We start from the raw sequence: 21,071 nt of genomic DNA, 5'->3' as shown, positions 1-21,071 counted from the left end.
TTCCGTGGCCGGTGGGGGTGGTCGCAGTATCCCGGCAGGAAGGCGCCTCCGAAAGGGCCTAGTGATCCACGGCGGCGTGATCCGCCAGAACCTCACCGATCACGTGGCGCGCGATCCTCGTGATCGTGGGGTTCCGCGTCCGGTAGTACGGCAGCTCGATGAGCGCGATCGAAAGCGCCCAGCCGCGTCCTCGCGCCCAGGTCGCGTCATCGACGCCCAGGGCGGCGCGGAAGCTCTTGCGCGCGTCCGCCGCCAGCAGGCTCCACGCGGTGATCAGGTCGACGGCGGGTTCGCCGTGCCCCATGCACCCGAAGTCGATGACCGCGCTGAGGCGCCCGTCGGCGGTGAGCAGATTCCCCGGCTGCAGATCGGCGTGGACCCAGACGGGCGGCCCGTCCCACCGGGGCGCGCGCAGGGCGGCCTCCCAGGCGGCGGTGGCGGCACCGGTGTCGATGACGCCGTGAAGTTGCGCGATGGCCTCGCGGGTTTCGGGGTCACGGGACGCGAGGGGCCCGCTGCGGTACGCGGCAGGGGCGTCGGCGGTGTCGATGCGCTGCAAAGCCAGGACGAACTCCGCCAGGTCGGCGGCGAACAGGCCGGGTTCGTCCACGGCGCCGACAACCGGATTCGCCCCCTCCAGCCACCGGTAGACGTACCAGGGCCAGGGGAACCCCTCGCCGGGCTCGCCCTCCCCCAGCGGCGCCGGAACGGCCAGCGGCAGCGAGGGCGCGAGCCGCGGCAGAAGAAGCATCTCGCGCCGTACGTCCTCGACACCCCCCTCGATACGCGGCAGCCGGACGGCCATGTCGTCGCCGAGGCGGTAGATGGCGTTGACGGTGCCGTTCGACTCGACGGGCTCGACGGCGAGGTCCGCCCAGCCGGGGAACTGCGCGGCGAGCAGCCGGCGTACGAGGGGCGTGTCGATGTCGGCTTCGTCGGCGTGCATCTTGGCAGGGGACATGCGGGCCTTCCGGGGCGGCGGGGAAGCGGGGGCCGACGTTGATCGAAGCGGGCCGGGAGCGGCGGGTCAACTCAATCGGGGGCCGGCGCGCGTGCCCCGGAGCGCCTCCAGGAACGGCTCCACCGCCGGGGGAGCCGACCTGCCCCGCGCGGTCGCCGCGTACACGGCACGGCGTGGGGCGTCCTCGTCGCGCACCGGAACCAGGGTGAGGTCCGGGCGGACGGACTCGGCGGCCAGCGCGGGCACGAGGGCGACCCCGAGCCCGGCGGCCACATAGCCCTGCTTGGCGGTCCACTCGGCGACGACATGGGCGACCCGCGGACGGAAGCCGTGCCGGTGCGCCTCCTCCAGGAGGGTCCCCTCGGCGTGCGCGCTGCCGGATATCCAGTCCTCGTAGGCGAGTTGGGGCAGGCGCACGGAGGCGTGGCCCGCCAGCGGGTGGGCGGGATGGAGCGCCACGTACAGCCCCTCGTCCAGGAGGTGATGCAGGTCGTACGCGGCCATGTCGCCGCTCAGCGCCCCGCCCGTCGAGGAGACGATCGCGAGGTCGAGGGCTCCGTCCCCGAGGCGGGCGAGCAGCCCGGGTGTCAGACCCTCCTCGCGGGTGAGCGTCACGCCGGGGTGCCGGAGGCGGAACGCCGCGATGGCCCGTGGCACCAGGGCCGCGTCGGCCGTCGCGAACGCCCCGAAGCGCAGGGTCCCGCCCGTCACGCCGCGCAGGGCGGCCAACTCACCCTGCATGGCGCGGAGTCGGGTCATCGTCTCCTCGGCGTGCGGCAGGAGCGTACGGCCGTGTGCGGTCAGGCGGACGCCCCGTGGCAGCCGGTCGAAGAGCGGTGCGCCACCGAGGGCGGCCTCGAGCGAGTTGATCTGACGCGAGACGGCGGACTGCGTCCAGCCGAGCCCCCGTGCGGCCACGGTGAAGGAGCCGTGCCGCGCGACCTCCAGGAAGACGCGGAGCCAGACGGTGGAGAGGTCGGGCGGTGGGGCCTGGGTGCGGGCGTCCTGGATCCGCGTGGCCTGGATCCGCGTGTCCTGGGCCATCCGTGCGGTATGCGAGGTGGGCATGGCAGGCATGCTAGACATTCGCTTGTCGCATCGTGTGGCCGGGCCTAGCGTCTGACGCATGCAGAAGATCGCGTTTCTTGGACTGGGGCACATGGGCGAGCCGATGGCCCGCCAACTCCTGTCGGCAGGGCACCCGTTGACCGTCTGGAACCGGACCGCCGAGAAGGCCGAGCCACTGGTGGAGGCCGGGGCCCGGCTCGCCGCCGACCCCGCGGATGCCGTGCGGGACGCCGACGTCGTCATCACCATGCTGGCGGGGCCCGAAGCGGTGCGCGCCGTCGCCGACGCCATCGTGCCGCGGCTGCGGCCGGGCGCCCACTGGGTGGAGATGTCGACCGTCGGGCCCGATGTCGTACGGGAGTTGGGGGCGAGGGTGCCTAAGAGCGTGACCCTCGTCGACGCGCCCGTCATGGGGAGCACGGACAAGGCCGCGTCGGGGCGGCTCGGCATCCTCGCGGGCGGTGACGCGGACGGGGTCGCACAGGTCCTCGCCCGCTTCGGCCCGGTGACCCGTACGGGCCCGCTCGGCTCGGGGGCCGCGCTGAAGCTCGTCGTCAACACCGCCGTCATCGGGGGCGTGGCCCTCGTGGCCGAGGCGATGAAGCTGGCGGACGCGCTGGGCCTCGACGAGGAGACGGCCAAGGGCGCGCTCGCCGGAGGCCCGCTCGGAGGCGCGGTGGGCCGGGCCTTCGCCACGGGAGTGCACTTCGGCAGCGACCTCGCGGTGAAGGACGTGGCGCTCGCGACGGAGGTCACCCAACTGCCCGCCATGGAAGCGGTATTGGCCCACTACAAGGCAGCCGCCGCCGATCCGGAGGTCGCCCACGAGGACATCGCCCGCGCGGTCGCCCACATCCGTTCCCGCAACACCCGGACACCGTGACCGCGACACAGGAGGAGCAGTACTCGACGACGGAGGCGCCCTGTTGTACCTCTCGGGGCAGATCGCCGAGGGCGAGGGCATCGCAGCCCAGAGCCGCGGAATCTTCGAGACGCTGTCCGCCCGATGCGCTCATCGAGATCGACGTCGTGGCGGCGGTCCCGGCCGCCTGATCACTCGCCGCTGCCGCTGCCCCCGTTGGTGTCGGCGCCGCCGTCCCCGAGCAGCCCCAGGAAATCCCTGAACGCCCCCACCATGTCCACCGAATCGGGGTCCAGGAGCCACTGGTACTGGAGCCCGTCCATCACGGCGACGAGCAGCGGGGCCGCCGCCTCCGGGGTGAGGCCGCCGGGGAGGCGGTCCCCGTACTCCACGCGCAGGACCGCCGCGAACTTCTCCCGCACCGATCCGTACCGCTCGGTGAAGTACTCCCGCGCCGGGTGCCCGTCCGTGACGCTCTCGCCGAGCAGCGCGGAGAAGGTCTGGATGATGCCGGGGCGCATGGTGTTGTACTCGACGAGCGAGCCGAGCAGGTCGAGGCGGATCTCCTTCGTCGGTACGGCGTCCCACTGGTCGCGGGCCTCAAGGACGGCGACCAGGAGCGCGTCCTTCGTGGGGAAGTAGTGCAGCAGCCCCTGCTGGGTCAGGCCGACCCGCTCGGCGACGGCGCCCAGGCTCGCGCCGCGGTAGCCGCGCTCGGCGATCACTTCCAGGGCGGCCCGCAGGATCTCCGCACGCCGCTCCTCACTTCGTGCCCTGGTCGTGGTCTTCGTCGTGGCCTTGGCCGTGGTCCTGGCCTTGGGCGCCATCGTGTCTGCCCTTCACGTTCTCGGTTCTGCTCGCGGGACGACCGTACGTCATGCCGCCATAAATATAACGTCCAGGTTACGAAAACTACCGACCTACAGGTAAGCGAGGCAGGATGGAGGGACCGTACGGAACGGGAACGTACGGAACGGACTTCAACGAGGAGGTACCGCCATGGCGGGAACCCAGGGCCCCGGAGCCACGCAGGCCGACCAGGCGCGCGAGACGGCCGTGGAGGCCGCGCTCGCCGCGCTGGATCTGGACGCCAAGGCCCGGCTGCTCGGCGGGCGTGACATGTGGTCGCTGCACCCGCTGCCCGAGATCGGCCTCGCGCCCCTCGTGATGTCGGACGGCCCGATCGGCGTGCGCGGCACCCGCTGGACCGCCGACGACCCCTCCATCGCCCTGCCGTCCCCGACCGCCCTCGCCGCCACCTGGGACCAGGACCTCGCCCGCCGCGCGGGCGCCCTCCTCGCCCAGGAGGCCCGCCGCAAGGGCGTCCACGTCCTCCTCGCGCCCACCGTCAACCTGCACCGCTCACCGCTGGGCGGCCGGCACTTCGAGGCGTACAGCGAGGACCCGTATCTGACCGGCGTCATCGGCACCGGCTACGTCCAGGGCGTGCAGTCCGGCGGCGTCGGCACCACCGTCAAGCACTTCGTCGCCAACGACGCCGAGACGGACCGGTTCACCGTCGACAACAAGGTGGGCGCCCGCGCCCTGCGCGAGCTCTACCTCGCCCCGTTCGAAGCGATCGTCGCCAACGCCCACCCCTGGGGCATCATGACCGCGTACAACCGGGTCAACGGCTCGACGATGACCGAACACCGCTACCTGGTGAACGAGGTCCTGCGCGGCGAGTGGGGCTTCGACGGCTGCAACGTCTCCGACTGGATGGCCGCCCGCTCCACCACCGGCACCATCGAGGGCGGCCTCGACGTCGCCATGCCGGGACCGCGGACCGTGTACGGCAAGGCGCTCGCCGATGCCGTGCGCGAAGGCCAGGTCAAGGAGTCGGTGGTCGACGACGCCGTGCGGGGCGTCCTGCGTCTGGCCGCCCGCGTCGGCATCCTCGACGGCGCGCGGCCCGTGGTCACCGACGTGCCCGCCGAGATCGACGGCGAGGCGCTCGCCCGCGAGGTCGCCCGCCGCGCCTTCGTCCTCGTGCGCAACGAGAACGACACCCTGCCGCTGCGCCCGCCCGCCTCCGTCGCCCTCATCGGCGCCGCCGCGCGCGACGCCCGCGTCCTGGGCGGCGGCTCCGCCACCGTCTTCCCGGCGCGCGTGATCTCCCCGCTGGACGGTCTGACGGCCGCGCTCGACGAGAACGCCCTGACGTACGCCGTCGGCGCCGACCCCAGCGACGAACTCGCCCCCGCCGACAAGGGGTTCGAGCTGCGCGCCGTCTGCCGAGACGCCGACGGCGAAGTCCTGGGCGTGGGCAACCTCCCCTCCGGCCAGGTCCAGTGGATCGGCGACGACCTGCCGGACGGCGTCACGCACGAGACGATGGCCTCCATCGAGGTCGTCGGCACCTTCACGCCGCGCGAGAGCGGCGAGCACTCCTTCGGCACCCGCGGCCTTGGAGCCTTCACGCTCTCCGTCGGCGGCGACGTCGTCTTCGACGGGTCCGAGGTGATGGGCGCCGGCTCCGACCCCTTCGAGGCGTTCTTCGGCTCACCGGTCGAGCGCGCCAAGGTGAACCTGACGGCGGGCGAGAGCGTCGAGGTCTCCCTGCTGCACCCGCTCGACAAGGCGTACGAGGCCCCGCTGCCCGGCGTCGTGTTCTCCTTCGTGCATCTCGGCCCGCGGCGCGACCCCGACGAGCTGATCGCGGAGGCCGTCGTGGCGGCGCGGGGCGCGGACACGGCGGTCGTGGTCGTCGCCACCACCGAGCGCGTCGAGTCCGAGGGCTTCGACCGCCAGGACCTGCGGCTCCCGGGCCGCCAGGACGAGCTGGTGCGGGCCGTGGCCGCGGTCAACCCCCGCACGGTCGTGGTCGTCAACTCCGGCTCCCCGGTGGAGCTTCCGTGGCGCGAGGACGTCGCGGCGGTGCTGGTCGGCTGGTTCCCGGGCCAGGAGGGCGGCGCCGCGCTCGCCGACGTGCTGCTCGGCGCGCAGGAGCCGGGCGGACGCCTGCCGACGACCTGGGGCGCCTTCGCCGACGCGCCGGTCACCCGGGTCACCCCGACCGAGGGCGAACTGGCTTACACCGAGGGCGTTTTCATCGGCTACCGCGCCTGGGAGAAGGCAGGCGCCACCCCTGCCTACGCCTTCGGCCACGGCCTCGGCTACACCGACTGGACGTACGAATCCCTCGTCGTGGAGGGCACGACGGCCACGGTCCGCGTACGCAACTCCGGTCCGCGCGCGGGCCGCGAGGTCGTCCAGGTCTACCTCGCCCCTGCCGCGAACGACGGCGACCGCCCGGCCCGCTGGCTCGCGGGCTTCGCGGGCGTGCAGGCCGCCCCCGGCGAGCGCGCGGAGGTGCGGATCGAACTCCCGCGCCGGGCCTTCGAGATCTGGGACGAGAGCGCCAACGCCTGGGCGCACCAAGGTGGTTCGTACGAGATCCAGGTGGGCCGCTCCCTGGCCGACCGCAGGCTGAGCGAGACGATCGCCGTGTGACGCCGGCCGGCCGCTAACGCACCGAGAAGCCGTACACCGTCTGTGACGCGTACACCCCACCCGGCCGCAGTACCGTGCCAGGGAACCGCGGCTGGTTGGGGGAGTCGGGGAAGTGCTGCGTCTCCAGGGCGATCCCGTCCCCGGGGCCGAAGGGCAGCGGCTCCTCGAAGTGGTCCGCCGTGTACAGCTGGAGGCCGGGCTCCGTCGTGGCGACGCTCAGCACCCGCCCGGACGCGGGATCGCTCAGCTCCGCCACCTCGACGGGCCGCGCGGTGAGCCCCTTGTCCAGCACGTAGTTGTGGTCGATCCCGGCGCCGACCTTCCGCGCGTCCCGGAAGTCGAAGCGCGTCCCCTCGACGTCCTCGTACGCCCCGGTGGGAATCTGCGTCCCGTCCGTCGGAGTGAGGCGTGCCGCGTCGATCCGCAGCTCGTGCCCGCCCGCGCTGCCGCTCCCGGCCCCCGCGAGGTTCCAGTACGTGTGGTTGGTGAGGTTCACGACCGTCGGGGCGTCGGTCGTCGCCTCGTACGCGATCCGCAGCGCGCCCGCCTCGTCCAGCGTGTAGGTCACCGTCACCGTGAGCCGCCCGGGATAGCCCTCCTCGCCGTCCGGGCTCACCCGCGAGAGCCGCACCCCGTGCCCGACCTCCGCCGCCTCCCACACGCGCTTGTCGAAACCGGCCGCACCGCCGTGCAGCGCGTTCGGCTCGTTGTTCCGCGCCAGGCGGTACGCCGTGCCGTCGAGCGTGAACCCGCCGCCCGCGATCCGGTTCGCGTACCGGCCCACCAGCGCCCCGAAGTACGGCCCGGGATGATCGAGGTAGCCCTGAAGGTCGTCGAAGCCGAGGGCCACCGGCCCGCGCCGGCCCGAGCGGTCCGGAACTTCCGCCGACTGGATGATCCCGCCGTACGTCAGGACGCGTACCCGCACCCCGCCCCTTTCCAGGGTCCAGCGATGGACGGGCGTGCCGTCGGGAAGCGTCCCGAAGAGTTCACTGCGCATGATCGCGACCCTACGCCGGACGGCAAGGGCCTCAGGCCTTGGGATCCTTCGCCTTCACCTGCCGGTAGGCCAGCTCCGCGAGCCGTGACTGGCCGTTCTTGCTGGGGTGGAACCAGTCCCAGTGGCTCAACTGGTCGCCGTCGAAGCGGTAGTCGAAGACCGCCCCGCCGTCGTACCGGCAGCGCAGGTTCTTCGCGCACACGTCCTTCAGCACGTCGTTGTACGCGACCACGCGGTTCTGCACGGTGGCCCGCCGCTGCGTGGCCGCCGCGTCCCGCGCGTCGGGGTCCGCCAGCATCGAGGCGCAGATGCCCAGCTTCCAGATCTGCTTGCCGAGCGCGTTGGTGCGCCCCTGGGACCAGAGCCGCTTCAGATCCGGCACGGAGGTCACGTACACCTGCGTCTTGGGAAGCTCGCTTCGCAGCGTGCGCATCGCCTTCTCGAAGTCGGCGCGGAACTCGGCGACCGGGGTCATGGAATCCGCCGAGGGGCGGCAGGCGTCGTTCGCGCCCGCCATCACCGTGATCAGCTCGGGTCGTTCGGCGGCGGCCTGCTCGACCTGGCCGGGCAGATCCGTCATGCGGGCGCCGGTCTTCGCGTAGTTCCAGCTGTGCGTGGCGGCCCGCTCCTCGCCGAGCAGGCGCGTCGCCAGGCTGCGCACCTCGGAGTCGGTGCCGGTCGCCCAGGACGCCTCGGGGCAGTCGGCGAGCACCGAGCAGGCGTCGAAGCCGCGGGTGATGGAGTCGCCGACGGCCGCCAGGGAGTCCGGATCCGTATTCCAGGTCGGGGTGGGCTTGGGGGACGGCTTGTCGTGCGCCGACGGTCCCTTGGGCGCTGGGGAGTCGCCGCCGGAGGCGTCGCACGCGGTGAGCGCGGTGGCGCCGAGAAGAGCCGCCGTCGCGATGGCGACGGCGGCGCGCGGACGATGCCTTCGGTTCTGCATCCCCAGGTCCCCTCTGTTGCCGTGGCCCGCCGTAGGCCGACCGCGCCGTTTCGGCGCCCCTGCGAGTGAATGGTGGGCGATTCCTGGCCTTGGGACCGACGGTACGTCACACTCCTTGTTCCGCCGCACGGTAGCCTCGCCACCCAGTGGCACCCTGCGCTTTCGGTTCCGCTAAATTACATCACGTCACATCTGTCCCGTTTTCGGGAGTTTCCCGATTTCGGGGCCGCAACGCTCGGCACGGGCGCGAGGCCGCTGGGGAAGGCGAACCTCGACCCACACTGGAGGTCCCGGTGACGACACGTGGAGTTCTGTACGTGCACTCCGCACCGCGCGCGCTGTGTCCGCACGTCGAATGGGCAGTCGCGGGCGTACTCGGCGCGCGCGTCAACCTCGACTGGATCAGACAGCCCGCGGCGCCCGGCAGCTGGAGATCGGAGTTCTCCTGGCGCGGGTCGGTGGGCACCGCGTCCAAACTCGCCTCCGCCCTGCGCGGCTGGCAGCTGCTGCGCTTCGAGGTCACGTCGGAGCCGTGTCCCACGGCCGAGGGCGAGCGCTACAGCGCCACACCCGAGCTCGGTATCTTCCACGCGGTCACCGGCATCCACGGCGACATCCTGATCCCGGAGGACCGCCTGCGGGCCGCCCTGGCCCGCTCTCAGCGCGGCGAGAGCAACCTGGAGGCCGAGCTGGCCAAGCTGCTCGGCAAGCCCTGGGACGACGAGCTGGAGCCTTTCCGGTACGCGGGCGAGGGCGCGCCGGTGCGGTGGCTGCACCAGGTCGTCTGACACCTCGGTCGTCCGACGCTCGGGCCGGATACGGCGAAGGGCCCCCACCCTGCGGTGGGGGCCCTTCGTCATGTACAGCCGAGTGCTCGGACGGTCCTGAACTCAGATGGTCCTGAACGCGAGCACCACGTTGTGGCCGCCGAAGCCGAACGAGTCGTTCAGCGCCGCGATCCTGCCCTCGGGCAGGGCGCGGGGCTCGTCGCGGATGACGTCCGCGTCGACCTCGGGGTCGAGGTTCTCGATGTTGATCGTCGGCGGGGCGATGCGGTTCTTCAGCGCGAGGACCGTGGCCACGGTCTCCACGCCGCCCGCGCCACCGAGCAGGTGACCGGTCATCGACTTCGTGCTGGAGATCGCCATGTGGTCGACGTCGTGGCCGAAGGCCTTGCGCAGCGCCTTGATCTCGGCGACATCGCCCTGCGGCGTCGAGGTCGCGTGCGCGTTCACGTACACGATCTCGGCGGGCTTGAGGTCCGTGCCGTCGATGAGGTTCTGCAGCGCCGCCGCGATGCCGTTGCCGGACGGCTCGGGCTGCGTGATGTGGTGGGCGTCGGCCGAGATGCCCTGGCCGACGGCCTCCGCGTAGATCTCCGCGCCGCGGGCCCTGGCGTGCTCCTCGGACTCGAGGACGATCACGCCGGCGCCCTCGCCGAGCACGAAGCCGTTGCGGTCGGCGTCGTAGGGGCGCGAGGCGCCCGCCGGGTCGTCGTTGTTCTTGGACATCGCCATCATGTTGCCGAACGCGACGATCGGCAGCGGGTGGATCGCCGCCTCCGTGCCACCCGCGACGACGACGTCGGCGCGGCCGGTGCGGATCATCTCGATGGCGTAGCCGATGGCCTCGGCGCCCGATGCGCACGCCGAAACGGGGGTGTGCACACCCGCGTGGGCGCCCAGCTCGATGCCGACGTTGGCCGCCGGGGAGTTGGGCATCAGCATCGGCACGGTGTGCGGGGAGACGCGGCGTACGCCCTTCTCCTTGAGCACGTCGTACTGGTCGAGCAGGGTGGTCACGCCGCCGATGCCGGAGGCGATGACCGCGCCGAGGCGGTCGGGGTCCACGGACGTGTCCTCGCCCGCCTTCGCGGTGTACCCCGCGTCGGCCCAGGCTTCCTTGGCCGCGATCAGCGCGAACTGCGCCGAGCGGTCCAGCTTGCGGGCCTGCGGACGAGGAATGACCTCGCCCGGCTCGACCGCGATCTGGCCCGCGATGCGGACCGGCAGCTCGGCCGCCCAGTCCTGTTCGAGAAGACTGACGCCGGAACGGCCCGCGAGCAGACCTTCCCAGGTCGAGGCTGCGTCGCCACCCAGCGGTGTGGTTGCGCCGATACCGGTGACGACCACGGTGCGATTGGTCGGGTTCACAGGAAAATTCTCCACGGTGTTGAGGGGATCAGCGGCGCCACCGCCGGGTGGCGACAGCAGAGCAGCCTTGATCAGGCCTGGTGCTTGAGGATGTAGCTGGTCGCGTCGCCGACCGTCTTGAGGTTCTTGACGTCGTCGTCCGGGATCTTGACGTCGAAGCGCTCTTCGGCGGCGACGACGACTTCGACCATGGACAGCGAGTCGACGTCCAGGTCGTCGGTGAAGGACTTGTCCAGCTGGACGTCCTCGACCGGGATGCCGGCGATCTCGTTCACGATCTCGGCGAGACCGGCGACGATCTCTTCCTGAGTGGCGGCCATGTTGGCGCTCCTTCTATGTGTCCAGAGGGTGTGGCGCCCGCCGCGGCAGCGGCAGGTTGGTTACAGCCGTACGGATCGGATGACCCGGACGTGATGCCTAGGGGAGGGTAACGACCGTGGCGGCGTACACGAGACCCGCCCCGAAGCCGATGACGAGCGCGGTGTCGCCGCTCTTCGCCTCGCCGGTCGCCAGAAGCCGCTCCATCGCGAGCGGAATCGAGGCTGCCGACGTGTTGCCGGTGGTGCGCACGTCACGGGCGACCGTGACGTGTTCCGGCAGTTTCAGAGTCTTCACCATCGAGTCGATGATCCGCTCGTTGGCCTGATGCGGAATGAAGACATCCAGGTCGTCCGCGGTGATCCCGGCCGCGTCCAGCGCCTGCTGGGCGACCTTCGCCATCTCGAACACGGCCCAGCGGAAGACCGCCTGGCCCTCCTGCGTGATCGCAGGGAACTTGATGTTGCCCTCGCGGTCGAGGGGCAGCTTCGAGACGTCGCCGACGTGGAGGTCGTTCCACGCCACGGTCTGCTTGATCGTCTCGGACTTGTCGCCCTCGCTGCCCCAGACCGTGGGACCGATCTCCGGCTCCTGCGACGGGCCGACGATCACGGCGCCCGCGCCGTCACCGAACAGGAAGGCCGTCGCGCGGTCCTCCAGGTCGGTGAGATCGCTCAGCCGCTCGACGCCGATGACCAGCACGTACTCCGCGCTGCCCTCGACGATCATGCCCTTGGCGAGCGTCAGGCCGTAGCCGAAGCCCGCGCAGCCCGCGGAGATGTCGAACGCGGCGGGCTTGCCCGCGCCGATCTTGTCCGCGATCTCGGTCGCGATGGCAGGGGTCTGCTTGAAGTGCGAGACGGTCGAGACGACGACCGCGCCGATCTGCTCCGGGGTGATGCCCGCGTCGGCGATCGCCTTGCCGGACGCCTCGACGGACATCGCGGCCACGGTCTCCTCGTCGGAGGCCCAGTGGCGGGTCGCGATGCCGGAGCGGGAGCGGATCCACTCGTCGGACGAGTCGATCGTCTCGAGGATCACCTCGTTGGGCACGACACGGGTCGGGCGGTAGCCGCCGACACCCATGATGCGCGCGTACGGGGCGCCCTTACTGGGCTTGATCTTCGACATGCTCTCCTGGCTCCTTCTCAGGCACCCGCCGCGTCGGCGGCGGGTGCGGTGTCGGCGATGAGCGCAGATGCGGCGTCGAGGTCGTCGGGCGTCTTCAGGGCAACCGTCCGCACGCCGGGCAGAGCGCGCTTGGCGAGACCGGTCAGCGTGCCGCCGGGGCACAGCTCGACCAGCGCCGTGGCGCCCAGATCCTTGAACGTGTCCATGCACAGGTCCCAGCGCACCGGGTTGGCCACCTGGCCGACCAGGCGGGCCACGACGTCCGAGCCGCTCGTCACGGCCTGGCCGTCGCGGTTCGAGACGTACGTCAGCTTCGGGTCGGCCGGGTCGAGGGCCTTGGCGGCCTCTTCGAGCGTGGCGACCGCGGGGGCCATGTGGTGCGTGTGGAACGCGCCCGCCACCTTCAACGGTACGACGCGGCGGACGCCCTCGGGCTTGTCCTCGACGAGGGCCGCGATCTGCTCCGCGGTGCCCGCGGCGACGATCTGGCCCGCGCCGTTCACGTTCGCCGGCGTCAGGCCGAGCTTCTCCAGGTGCGGGAGGGTGACCTCGGGGTCGCCGCCCAGCAGCGCCGCCATGCCGGTCTCCGTGATCGCCGCGGCGTCGGCCATGGCCAGACCCCGCGTGCGCACGAGACGGAGCGCCGCGTCGTCGCTGAGCACACCGGCGTACGCGGCGGCGGTGATCTCGCCGACGCTGTGCCCCGCTACCGCGCCGGGCTTGTTCGCGGCCAGGGCGTCACCGAGTGCCGCGGCGGCGAGCAGACCCGCGGCCACCAGGAGCGGCTGGGCCACCGCGGTGTCGCGGATCGCGTCCGCGTCGGCCTGCGTGCCGTAGTGGGCAAGGTCGAGCCCGATGGCGTCCGACCACGCGCCGAGGCGGTCGGCCGCGCCGGGGAGATCGAGCCAGGGAGTCAGGAAGCCGGGCGTCTGAGCGCCTTGGCCGGGAGCGACGAGTACGAGCACTCTCACACTCTCTCTTGTGGACGGTACGTGCCGCCCGTGGGGACAGGGACGAAGAACCGCTGGGGGAATTGTAGGGGCCCGACAAAATCCTACGGTTGGAGATCACCGTCGGCCAGACGCCCCAGGATCAGCGCGATCCGCAGCGTGAATGCGGATCGTACGTCCGACGGCGACCAGCCGGTGACGTCAGTCACACGTCGCAGCCGGTAGCGCACGGTGTTGGGGTGCACGAAGAGCATCCGGGCGGCGCCTTCGAGACTGCTGGCCTGTTCCAGATAGACGCTGAGCGTCTCCAGGAGTGCGGAGCCCGCTTCCTCCAGTGGTCTGTAGATCTCCTCCACCAACTGGTCGCGCGCGGCGGGATCGCTCGCGATCGCGCGCTCCGGCAGGAGATCGTCCGCCAGGACGGGGCGCGGGGCGTCCTGCCAGGCGGCGCACGCCTTCAGCCCGGCGGCCGCGGCCTGCGCGGACCGGGTGGCGGCGAGCAGGTCGGGGACGATGGGCCCGGCGACGACGGGTCCGGCCGCGTACGGGCCGATCAGGCCCTTGGCGACCTGGAGCGGATTGTCGCTGCCGCCCGCGATGACGACCAGGCGGTCGCCGAGCACACCGGTCAGGACCTGCAGCTTGGCGTGCCGCGCGGCGCGGCGGATGGCTTCGACGGTGAGCTCGCTGTCGCCGTCGGGCGCGGTGCCGAGGACGACGCAGACGTGCTCGGGCGAGTTCCAGCCGAGCGCGGCGGCCCTGCTGACCGCGCCCTCGTCGGCCTCACCGGAGAGCACGGCGTTGACGACCAGCGATTCGAGGCGGGCGTCCCAGGCACCGCGTGCCTCGGCGGCCTGCGCGTAGACCTGCGCGGTGGCGAAGGCGATCTCACGGGCGTAGACGAGGAGCGCCTCGCGCAGGATGGACTCGTCTCCAGGGGCCGCGATCTCGTCGACCGCGGACTCCATCACCTCGATCGTCGTACGCACCATCTCGACGGTCTGGCGCAGGGTGATCGCCCTGGTCAGCTCGCGGGGGGCGGTGCCGAAGACGTCGGTGGAGATGGCCTGGGGGGCGTCGGGATGACGGAACCACTCGGTGAAGGCGGCGATGCCTGCCTGCGCCACCAGACCGATCCAGGAGCGGTTCTCCGGAGGCATCGCCCGGTACCAGGACAGGGTCTCGTCCATGCGCGCGATGGCTTGCGCCGCGAGGCTGCCGGCCGACTGCTCCAGGCGCTTCAGCGTGGCCGAGTGCGCGTGGGCCTTGCGGTGCGCGTCCTGACGGGCGGCCTCCTCGTGGCGCGCGGCTTCCTCGTGGGCCGCCTCATGGGCGTCCGGGCGGGCTTCGTTCGCAGAGGGTTCGGGCACGGGGACAAGACTGCCTTATCGGGACGGGGACGTGCGGTGCCGGGTCTAACGTGGGGTGTGTGATTGATGTACGGCGCTCCGGCGATCGGTACCGCGGCGGGGAGCCCGGTGCCGGTATCGAGACCTTCCACGCCTTCTCCTTCGGGTCGTACTACGACCCGGACAACCTCCGCTTCGGCGCGGTCCTGGCCTGCAACGAAGAGCGTCTCGCACCCGGCGCGGGCTTCGACGAACACCCGCACAGCCACACCGAGATCGTGACCTGGGTGGTGGAGGGCGAGCTGACCCACCGCGACTCGGCCGGGCACGCGTCGCTCGTGCGCCCCGGGGACGTCCAGCACCTGAGCGCGGCCGGCGGCGTCCGCCATGTGGAACGCAACGACGGCGAGGCCCCCTTGGTCTTCGTCCAGATGTGGCTCTCTCCGCTGGCCCCTGGCGGCGAACCCGCCTACGAGGTGGTCCACGGCATCGCGGACTCGACTCCGTACGCGGTCCCGGCGGCGGGCGCGCTCCTGCATGTGCGCAGACTCGCCGCCGGCGAACGCACCGCGATCCCGGACGCGCCCTTCGCGTACGTCCACGTGGTACGCGGTGAAGTGCGGCTGGGCGGCGAGGAGTTGAGCGGGGGAGACGCGGTCCGGATCACGGCCGCGGAGGGCTTGGAGGCGGTGGCTGGGGAGAGGGGTTCGGCGGAGCTGCTGGTGTGGGAGATGTCCGGGGGCTGAGGGCGCCCTTCGCCGTGGGCAGTCGTGCCGCTGGGGCGGCACGGGTGGGCACAGCGGCGGCACCCCGCCCCCGCCGGGCTGCGGAAACGCTTCTTGCGGCTACGGGGGGCTGGGTGCGGGGTGCGGGGTGCGGTGTACCGGGTGCTGGATGCGGGGTGCTGCTCAGAGCTCAGAGCTCAGAGCTCAGAGCTCAGATCTCAGAGCTCAGCAAGAACCGCATCGGTGAACGGGGGCCACGCCTCGACGGCCCATGGCCCGAACGCCCGATCCGCCAGAGCGACACACGCCGCCCCCGCGTCGGGATCGACCCAGAGGAACGTCCCGGCCTGCCCGAAGTGCCCGAACGTCCGGGGCGAAGACGAACTGCCCGTCCAATGCGGCGACTTGGAGTCCCGGATCTCGAACCCGAGCCCCCAGTCGTTGGGACTCTGATGCCCGTACCCGGGAAGCACACCCTTCAGCCCCGGCTGCACCACGGACATGGCCTCGGCCACCGTCCGCGGATCGAGCAACCGCGGCGCCTGCACCTCGGCGGCGAACTTCACCAGGTCATCAACGGTGGAGACCCCGTCCTTGGCGGGCGACGCACCCCCGTCGAGCAAGGTGGACCCCATCCCCAACGGCTCCAGGACCGCCTGCCGCAGATACTCCGCGAAGGGAATGTCCGTCGCCTTGGCCACATGATCCCCGAGCACCTCGAACCCCGCGTTCGAGTACAGCCGCCGCGTCCCGGCGGGCGACATCACCCGATGCTCGTCGAACGCGAGCCCGCTGGTGTGCGCCAGCAGATGCCGCACGGTCGACCCCTCGGGCCCGGCGGGCTCATCGAGCTCGACGGCCCCCTCTTCGTACGCCACGAGCACCGCGTACGCCGCCAGCGGCTTGGTGACCGAAGCGAGTGCGAATCGGTGCTCCGTGGGCCCGTGCGTCCCGACGACCGTGCCGTCCGCGCGGACGACGGCGGCGGCAGCGGTGGGGACCGGCCAGTTCTCGATCAACGCCAGGCTCTGCATGCGTACGAGCCTAAGCGCCCTAGAGGCTCAACCGCATCGAGGGGTCGGGCTTGCGCACGAAGCCGAGCGAGGCGTACAACGGCTCCGCCTCCGCCGACGCATTGAGATCCACGCTCCCCGCACCCCGCTCCCGGAACCAGTCGAGAAGCACCTCCATACAGGCCCGCGCATACCCGCGCCGCCGCTGATCCGTGTCGGTGGCGACGCTGAACACACAGCCGGTGACGCCCCGCGGATTGCCCGACCGCCCGATGCGGTACTCCAGGGTCCCCACCACCAGCGCCGCGAGCTTCCCGGGCTGCCCGGGCCGGTCGACGACGAAGGCGGCGAAATCACCCTCCGGATCGGCCAGTTTGCCCCGCAGGACAGGAAGGGACTCGGCATGCCAGCCGGTGTCGGACTCGGCGGCGGCCCCCGGGACGGTGGCGAACACCGAGTCGATCATCACCTGCCGCAGCCTGATCAGTTCCTCGACATCATCCGGCGTGGCGCGACGTACAACACTCATGATCGGCACCGTAGTCACCACACGAAGCGGCGTCCCCCGATTTTCCCAGGGGTTGCACCCGTCACATAATTCCTCCCGGTTCTGCTTGCTTAGAGCGCACTCCAAGGTTCTAGCGTGGTGGTCATGACGGTGATGGAGACCGAGACCACCCGCACACTGCGCCGCGCACAGGGCGTGACCGAACCGACCCCAGCCACCGCCGACGCCGTCGATGCCGTCGAGAGCACCGACGGCCCTGACGGCCCCGACAGCGCCGTCAGCGTCGTCAGCGTCGACACCAAGGCGGACGCCTGCGCCTCGGCCCCCACGGGGCACCCCCGCCCGAGCGGCCAGGACCACTACACGATCAGCGAGGTCGTCGCCTTCATCGGCCTGACGGCGCACACCCTGCGCTGGTACGAGCGGATCGGCCTGATGCCGCACATCGACCGCTCCCACACCGGCCAGCGGCGCTACCGCAACCGCGATCTGGACTGGCTCACCTTCGTCGGCAAGCTCCGTCTGACCGGTATGCCCGTGGCGGACATGGTCCGTTACGCAGAGTTGGTGCGCGAAGGCGAACACACCTTCACCGAGCGCCACGAACTCCTCGAACAGACCCGCCGCGACGTCCGCACCCGCATATCGGAGCTCCAGGACACGCTCGCCGTACTCGACTACAAGATCAACTTTTACGCTGACGCCCGCCCGGCGTCCGAGAGGCTCTGAAACAGATGACCGCACAGACGCCCAAGCCCCCCGAGACGGCCGCGACGACCGGCACCGCCGACACCACGGCCGGTACCGCCGACGCCGCCGGCACCACGGCCGGTACCACTGGCGCCGCCGGCACCACGGCCGGTACCACTGGCGCCGCCCGCGTGGCTTCCGGCCCGATCGCGAAGGTGCAGCTCGGGACGGGCGGCCCGGAGGTAGGTGTCCAGGGACTCGGCTGCATGGGCATGAGCTTCGCCTACGGCCCCACCGATGCCGGGGAGGCCCGCGCGACCCTGGAGCGAGCCCTCGAACTGGGCGTCACCTTCTACGACACCGCCGACGCCTACGCCGCCGGTGAGAACGAGAAGTTCCTCTCTCCCTTCCTCAAGGCACACCGTGACGAGGTCGTCCTGGCCACCAAGTTCGCCCTGGCCATCGACCCGAACGACTCGACCAAGCGGATCATCAACAACGACCCCGCGTACATCCGCTCCTGCGTCGACGCCAGCCTCCAACGCCTGGGCGTGGACGTCATCGACGTCTACTACATGCACCGCCGCGACCCCCGGGTGCCGATCGAGGAAACGGTCGGCGTGATGGCCGAACTGGTCGCCGCCGGCAAGGTCAAGCACCTCGGCCTCAGCGAGGTCACCGGCCCCGAACTCCGCGCCGCCCACGCCGTCCACCCCATCGCCGCCCTCCAGTCGGAGTGGTCGCTCTTCAGCCGTGACATCGAGCAGGGCGTGGTCCCCGTCGCCGCCGAACTCGGCGTCGGCCTCGTCCCGTACTCCCCGCTCGGCCGCGGCTTCCTCACCGGCTCGTTCGTCAGCGCCGACAAGGAGCTCGGCCAGGACGACTTCCGCCGCCAGCAGCCCCGCTTCACCGGCGACAACGCCTCCGCCAACGCGGCTCTCCTCGAACCCGTCCGCACCATCGCCGACGCCCACGGAGCGAGCCTCGGCCAGGTTGCCCTCGCCTGGGTCCAACAGCAGGCCCAGGCCCACGGCCTCGCCGTCGTCCCCATCCCCGGCACCCGCAAGCGCACCCGGGTCGAGGAGAACACCGCGGCCACCCGCCTCGAACTCACCTCCTCCGAACTCGCCCTGCTGAACCCCATCGCCGCCCAGGTCGCCGGCGACCGCTACGCCGACATGACCTTCACTTCGGCGGGCCGCGAGTAACTCCCGCAAGCGCCAGGCGGGGCCTGAGTAGCTCCCACTCCCGCAAGCGCCAGGCGGGGCCTGAGTAGCTCCCACTCCCGCAAGCTCCAGGCGAGCCGTGAGTAGCTCACGCAAGCCTCAGCCTCTAGGCGGGCGCGAGTAGCTCACGCAAGCCCCGGACTGGGCCCGAGTAGCTCACGGAAGCTCCAGGCGGGCCGCGAGCGGTTCACGCTAGGCCCAGAGCGAAGATCGCGAACCCGGCCGCCAGGAGCCCGGCTATCGCCCGGCGCGCGTGCGTGGCCCGCTTCCACGGCGTCTCGAAGCCGCGGGTGTGGCGGCCTATCAGCAGCAGGAGCGCCCCGAACACCGGAAGCCAGGCGGCTCGGGCGGCTATCCAGCCCCAGGTGTCCGGGCCCGCCGTCAGCCCTGGCACCGTGCCGCCGATGAACGACCCGGGCACGGCCGCCGCGAGCATCGCCGTCTGGTGCCAGCACAGGATGGTCATCGCCGACAGGTTGATCACGACGACCGGTGCCCACAGGGCGGGCCTGCGCAGCAACTTGCCGATCCGCTCGCGCAACAGGATCGCCGCACCGCTCTGCGCGGCGGCCAACGCCAGGACCAGCAGCGACGGGGGATGCGAATTCGTCCGGGCCTCACCCGGGACGCCGACCATCGACGCCGGATAGTGCAGGACGAGCAACAGTGCGGCGAAGAGCGCTGTCCCTCCGACGAGCAGCAGCCACGCACCGCGCCTGCCCAGCTTCTTCTCGCCCCAGCTGACCCCCAGTTGATAGGCGAACATCCACCCGGGCAGCAGATTCAGCAGGCTCAGCCAGGACGGCATGGCGTCTCCGAACGGGCCGTAGCGCAGGAAGTCGACTACCGCGACCGAGCCGAGCAGCGGCGCCGCGGCCCAGGCCCCGAGCCGCTCGGCAGCCCTGATGCACCAGGGGGTGAGTGCGGTGATCACCGCATAGATCCCGACGAACCACAGTGGCTGTATGACCAGCGTGGACGCCGTGCGCAGCGTCGTGCCCGGCACCCCCATCGCGTACAGCACGGGAATCAGCGCGGCCCAGACCGCCGTCACCCCGAGGACCGGGCGGCCGAGGCGCATCACCCGCCCGCGAAGCCACCGCCGCGTCGACTCGCCGCGTGCCGCCGCCCGGCGATACGAGAGGACCGAGGCATAGCCGCCGACCAGGAAGAAGATGCCGAGCATCTGCAGCACCCAGCTGAGCGGCGCGAAGAATCCGAACGCGGCCAGAGGGCTGGCATTGTGCAGCGCGCCGCCCGCGTCGAGAGTGAATCCGCCGAGCAGCCAGTGCCCGGTCGGCACGGCGAGCAGTGCGAGCGCACGCAACCCGTCTATCGCTCGGTCGCGATGTGCGGGTGTCTTGGCGTTGATCGCCGACGCGGTCTTGCGCAGGGTGGTCAGTGGGTTGAGGCTCATGGCCGCTCTCCGATGGGGCGGGTGTCGGCGGCAGCCGCGCTGGTGCCGGTGCGGATGCCGGTGCTCGTGCTGGTGCTGTTGTCCGGTGTGCCGGGGGCAGTGGTCCTCGCGATGGCGGCGAAGGCCCGGAGGGAATCCGTCCCCGGGGCGAAGTAGCCGGTGTGGCCCTCGGCTCGCTCCGCGGGAACCCGTCGGGCGCCGAACCCCGGGTCTGCCGGGTCCTTGCCATGGCCGAGGCCGAACAGCTCGACGTTCGGCACGTCACCGATCCAGTCGCTGTCGTCCTTGGCCGCCCAGACGCGGGCGGAGGTGTGCAGATCGGCCACGCTGTCCGCACGCATGCCGGGGGAGCCGAGCACCACCAGGTCGGACGCCGCCAGGCGTGGAGCGGCCAGGCCGCACACCACCGAGCCGTAGCTGTGGCAGAACGCCGCGGGGCGCGAGGCGCCGGAGGCCGTCAGGCCCCGCACGAACCGCGCGAGCCGGGGCGCGCCGGCCTCCGCGAGCCGTCCCGTGGCGGCATCGGGGCCGAGGCCTACCGGAGTGGTGTACCCGACCCAGGCCACCACCGCCGTGTCGTTGCCCGCCGAGGCGTGCAGGGAGCGTGCCATCCCGGCCGGAGTGCCGTACTCGTCGTTCGAGCGGTCGAAGGTGCTCAGGTCTATGTCGGAGCCCGGCACGACGACGGAAACGTGCTTGGCGCTCGCCAAGTCCCCGTACACCTCGGCCACCTGCCCTCGGCCGCGCGGGTCGAAGGCGAGTATCCGCCGACCGGGTCTGAGGAGCTCTTCGTAACGCGTGACGAGAGACCGGGCCCGCTCGTGGTCCTGCGGGGTGAGATCCGGATCGGTCTCGCGGGCCCGCTCGCGGGCGCGCTCGGCCTTCAGGGAGCGGGCGTTGGCCTCGAACCGCAGGGCGGTCGGGGCGCCGTCCAGATTGCCGACGACCGAGGGGTGCCGCGCGCCCAGCCTGTGCTGCTGCGCCTCGCTCAACGAGTCGAAGAACGCGGCGACTCGGGCGGGGGACGCGGCTGCCGGATCAGGCAGCCGCACCCCCCACGTATGGTCCGCGCGCCAGGCCTGTGTGCCCGGTGGTGGGCCGGTGACCGGCTGCTGTTCATTGCCCACGGTCCAACCGGCCGTACCCGCCACGATCGTTGTCGTGAGTGCCGCGGCGATCAGCGTCCGCTTGCTGCGGGTCTTCCAGCTCCCGCGGGCTTTCCAAGAACGAAGCCACATGGCCCGTCTCCCTCCCCATCTCGTCGCACGCTCTGGCGTGACGAGGGGAAAAGTAGGGAGACGGTG

General features: G+C 71.6%; 19 protein-coding genes and 1 pseudogene. 6 read left to right on the top strand and 14 right to left on the bottom strand.

The window, feature by feature from the left end; genetic code table 11:
• Window positions 1-58 precede the first annotated feature (58 nt).
• Together ACFUPX_RS36850 and ACFUPX_RS36845 are read right to left on the bottom strand one after the other, a co-directional pair.
• Entirely contained in the window at window positions 59-946 is an 888-nt protein-coding gene (locus ACFUPX_RS36850; RefSeq protein ID WP_383332729.1) for an aminoglycoside phosphotransferase family protein, read from the bottom strand.
• Window positions 947-1,027: 81 nt separating this feature from the next.
• A complete protein-coding gene (locus ACFUPX_RS36845; protein ID WP_383332727.1) occupies window positions 1,028-2,029 on the bottom strand; it encodes a LysR family transcriptional regulator in 1,002 nt (333 codons plus the stop codon).
• A 58-nt stretch (window positions 2,030-2,087) separates the two neighbouring features.
• On the opposite strand from ACFUPX_RS36845, the gene ACFUPX_RS36840 reads away from it, so the two are divergent.
• A complete protein-coding gene (locus ACFUPX_RS36840) occupies window positions 2,088-2,912 on the top strand; it encodes an NAD(P)-dependent oxidoreductase (protein WP_383332725.1) in 825 nt (274 codons plus the stop codon).
• 170 nt (window positions 2,913-3,082) lie between these two features.
• Here ACFUPX_RS36840 and ACFUPX_RS36835 read toward each other — a convergent pair whose 3' ends face one another.
• Entirely contained in the window at window positions 3,083-3,718 is a 636-nt protein-coding gene (locus ACFUPX_RS36835; protein WP_383332723.1) for a TetR/AcrR family transcriptional regulator, read from the bottom strand.
• A 172-nt stretch (window positions 3,719-3,890) separates the two neighbouring features.
• Between ACFUPX_RS36835 and ACFUPX_RS36830 the strand changes: the two genes are divergently transcribed.
• Window positions 3,891-6,344, top strand: coding sequence for a glycoside hydrolase family 3 protein (locus ACFUPX_RS36830; protein WP_383332721.1), 2,454 nt, complete (start codon window positions 3,891-3,893; stop codon window positions 6,342-6,344).
• Between the two features lie 13 nt (window positions 6,345-6,357).
• Here ACFUPX_RS36830 and ACFUPX_RS36825 read toward each other — a convergent pair whose 3' ends face one another.
• Both ACFUPX_RS36825 and ACFUPX_RS36820 read right to left on the bottom strand, forming a co-directional pair.
• On the bottom strand, window positions 6,358-7,344 hold the full coding sequence (locus tag ACFUPX_RS36825) for an aldose epimerase family protein (RefSeq protein WP_383332720.1): 987 nt from the start codon (window positions 7,342-7,344) through the stop codon (window positions 6,358-6,360).
• A gap of 31 nt (window positions 7,345-7,375) precedes the next feature.
• The gene (locus ACFUPX_RS36820) at window positions 7,376-8,287 is read right to left on the bottom strand and encodes an SGNH/GDSL hydrolase family protein (RefSeq protein ID WP_383332718.1); all 912 of its coding nucleotides are present in this window, start codon (window positions 8,285-8,287) and stop codon (window positions 7,376-7,378) included.
• Window positions 8,288-8,580: 293 nt separating this feature from the next.
• Between ACFUPX_RS36820 and ACFUPX_RS36815 the strand changes: the two genes are divergently transcribed.
• Window positions 8,581-9,075: a DUF3145 domain-containing protein gene (locus tag ACFUPX_RS36815; protein WP_344521149.1), complete on the top strand. Its 495-nt coding sequence runs from the start codon at window positions 8,581-8,583 to the stop codon at window positions 9,073-9,075.
• Window positions 9,076-9,177: 102 nt separating this feature from the next.
• Here the strand turns inward: ACFUPX_RS36815 and fabF are convergent, their stop codons facing one another.
• The 5 genes from fabF to fasR form a co-directional block, all read right to left on the bottom strand.
• Window positions 9,178-10,440, bottom strand: a complete 1,263-nt coding sequence (gene fabF / locus ACFUPX_RS36810; RefSeq protein ID WP_383332715.1) for a beta-ketoacyl-ACP synthase II — start codon at window positions 10,438-10,440, stop codon at window positions 9,178-9,180.
• 71 nt (window positions 10,441-10,511) lie between these two features.
• Window positions 10,512-10,760: an acyl carrier protein gene (locus ACFUPX_RS36805; RefSeq protein WP_160504853.1), complete on the bottom strand. Its 249-nt coding sequence runs from the start codon at window positions 10,758-10,760 to the stop codon at window positions 10,512-10,514.
• Window positions 10,761-10,857: 97 nt separating this feature from the next.
• Entirely contained in the window at window positions 10,858-11,889 is a 1,032-nt protein-coding gene (locus ACFUPX_RS36800) for a ketoacyl-ACP synthase III (protein WP_383332713.1), read from the bottom strand.
• 17 nt (window positions 11,890-11,906) lie between these two features.
• The gene (locus ACFUPX_RS36795; RefSeq protein ID WP_383332711.1) at window positions 11,907-12,854 is read right to left on the bottom strand and encodes an ACP S-malonyltransferase; all 948 of its coding nucleotides are present in this window, start codon (window positions 12,852-12,854) and stop codon (window positions 11,907-11,909) included.
• 89 nt (window positions 12,855-12,943) lie between these two features.
• Window positions 12,944-14,083: a fatty acid biosynthesis transcriptional regulator FasR gene (gene fasR, locus ACFUPX_RS36790; RefSeq protein WP_249593052.1), complete on the bottom strand. Its 1,140-nt coding sequence runs from the start codon at window positions 14,081-14,083 to the stop codon at window positions 12,944-12,946.
• Window positions 14,084-14,268: 185 nt separating this feature from the next.
• On the opposite strand from fasR, the gene ACFUPX_RS36785 reads away from it, so the two are divergent.
• Window positions 14,269-14,934, top strand: a complete 666-nt coding sequence (locus ACFUPX_RS36785; protein ID WP_383332709.1) for a pirin family protein — start codon at window positions 14,269-14,271, stop codon at window positions 14,932-14,934.
• A 197-nt stretch (window positions 14,935-15,131) separates the two neighbouring features.
• Here ACFUPX_RS36785 and ACFUPX_RS36780 read toward each other — a convergent pair whose 3' ends face one another.
• Both ACFUPX_RS36780 and ACFUPX_RS36775 read right to left on the bottom strand, forming a co-directional pair.
• Window positions 15,132-15,947, bottom strand: a complete 816-nt coding sequence (locus ACFUPX_RS36780; protein WP_383332707.1) for a serine hydrolase domain-containing protein — start codon at window positions 15,945-15,947, stop codon at window positions 15,132-15,134.
• 19 nt (window positions 15,948-15,966) lie between these two features.
• The gene (locus tag ACFUPX_RS36775) at window positions 15,967-16,455 is read right to left on the bottom strand and encodes a GNAT family N-acetyltransferase (protein WP_383332705.1); all 489 of its coding nucleotides are present in this window, start codon (window positions 16,453-16,455) and stop codon (window positions 15,967-15,969) included.
• A gap of 276 nt (window positions 16,456-16,731) precedes the next feature.
• Here ACFUPX_RS36775 and ACFUPX_RS36770 point away from each other — a divergent pair.
• Window positions 16,732-17,163 (top strand): annotated as a pseudogene (locus tag ACFUPX_RS36770) (MerR family transcriptional regulator); the annotation flags it as partial.
• A 227-nt stretch (window positions 17,164-17,390) separates the two neighbouring features.
• Window positions 17,391-18,332, top strand: coding sequence for an aldo/keto reductase (locus tag ACFUPX_RS36765; protein ID WP_383332745.1), 942 nt, complete (start codon window positions 17,391-17,393; stop codon window positions 18,330-18,332).
• Between the two features lie 205 nt (window positions 18,333-18,537).
• On the opposite strand, the gene ACFUPX_RS36760 is transcribed toward ACFUPX_RS36765, so the two are convergent.
• A complete protein-coding gene (locus ACFUPX_RS36760; RefSeq protein WP_383332703.1) occupies window positions 18,538-19,767 on the bottom strand; it encodes an acyltransferase in 1,230 nt (409 codons plus the stop codon).
• Entirely contained in the window at window positions 19,764-21,005 is a 1,242-nt protein-coding gene (locus ACFUPX_RS36755; protein WP_383332701.1) for an alpha/beta hydrolase, read from the bottom strand. Before ACFUPX_RS36755 ends, ACFUPX_RS36760 begins: the two co-directional genes overlap by 4 nt.
• Between the last annotated feature and the right edge of the window lie 66 nt (window positions 21,006-21,071).

Origin of the sequence: Streptomyces sp. NPDC057302, from assembly GCF_042667685.1 — a bacterium.
Lineage (GTDB): Bacteria > Actinomycetota > Actinomycetes > Streptomycetales > Streptomycetaceae > Streptomyces.
Note: the sequence above shows the minus strand (reverse complement) of the source record. Positions and strands in the feature narration are given on the sequence as shown.

What these genes read in the sequence shown, in the direction of transcription:
- ACFUPX_RS36850 (WP_383332729.1), bottom strand. Translation starts at nt 946, where the DNA reads ATGCACGCCGACGAAGCCGACATCGACACGCCCCTCGTACGCCGGCTG.
- ACFUPX_RS36845 (WP_383332727.1), bottom strand. Translation starts at nt 2,029, where the DNA reads ATGCCCACCTCGCATACCGCACGGATGGCCCAGGACACGCGGATCCAG.
- ACFUPX_RS36840 (WP_383332725.1), top strand. Translation starts at nt 2,088, where the DNA reads ATGCAGAAGATCGCGTTTCTTGGACTGGGGCACATGGGCGAGCCGATG.
- ACFUPX_RS36835 (WP_383332723.1), bottom strand. Translation starts at nt 3,718, where the DNA reads ATGGCGCCCAAGGCCAGGACCACGGCCAAGGCCACGACGAAGACCACG.
- ACFUPX_RS36830 (WP_383332721.1), top strand. Translation starts at nt 3,891, where the DNA reads ATGGCGGGAACCCAGGGCCCCGGAGCCACGCAGGCCGACCAGGCGCGC.
- ACFUPX_RS36825 (WP_383332720.1), bottom strand. Translation starts at nt 7,344, where the DNA reads ATGCGCAGTGAACTCTTCGGGACGCTTCCCGACGGCACGCCCGTCCAT.
- ACFUPX_RS36820 (WP_383332718.1), bottom strand. Translation starts at nt 8,287, where the DNA reads ATGCAGAACCGAAGGCATCGTCCGCGCGCCGCCGTCGCCATCGCGACG.
- ACFUPX_RS36805 (WP_160504853.1), bottom strand. Translation starts at nt 10,760, where the DNA reads ATGGCCGCCACTCAGGAAGAGATCGTCGCCGGTCTCGCCGAGATCGTG.
- ACFUPX_RS36800 (WP_383332713.1), bottom strand. Translation starts at nt 11,889, where the DNA reads ATGTCGAAGATCAAGCCCAGTAAGGGCGCCCCGTACGCGCGCATCATG.
- ACFUPX_RS36780 (WP_383332707.1), bottom strand. Translation starts at nt 15,947, where the DNA reads ATGCAGAGCCTGGCGTTGATCGAGAACTGGCCGGTCCCCACCGCTGCC.
- ACFUPX_RS36775 (WP_383332705.1), bottom strand. Translation starts at nt 16,455, where the DNA reads ATGAGTGTTGTACGTCGCGCCACGCCGGATGATGTCGAGGAACTGATC.
- ACFUPX_RS36765 (WP_383332745.1), top strand. Translation starts at nt 17,391, where the DNA reads ATGGGCATGAGCTTCGCCTACGGCCCCACCGATGCCGGGGAGGCCCGC.
- ACFUPX_RS36760 (WP_383332703.1), bottom strand. Translation starts at nt 19,767, where the DNA reads ATGAGCCTCAACCCACTGACCACCCTGCGCAAGACCGCGTCGGCGATC.
- ACFUPX_RS36755 (WP_383332701.1), bottom strand. Translation starts at nt 21,005, where the DNA reads ATGTGGCTTCGTTCTTGGAAAGCCCGCGGGAGCTGGAAGACCCGCAGC.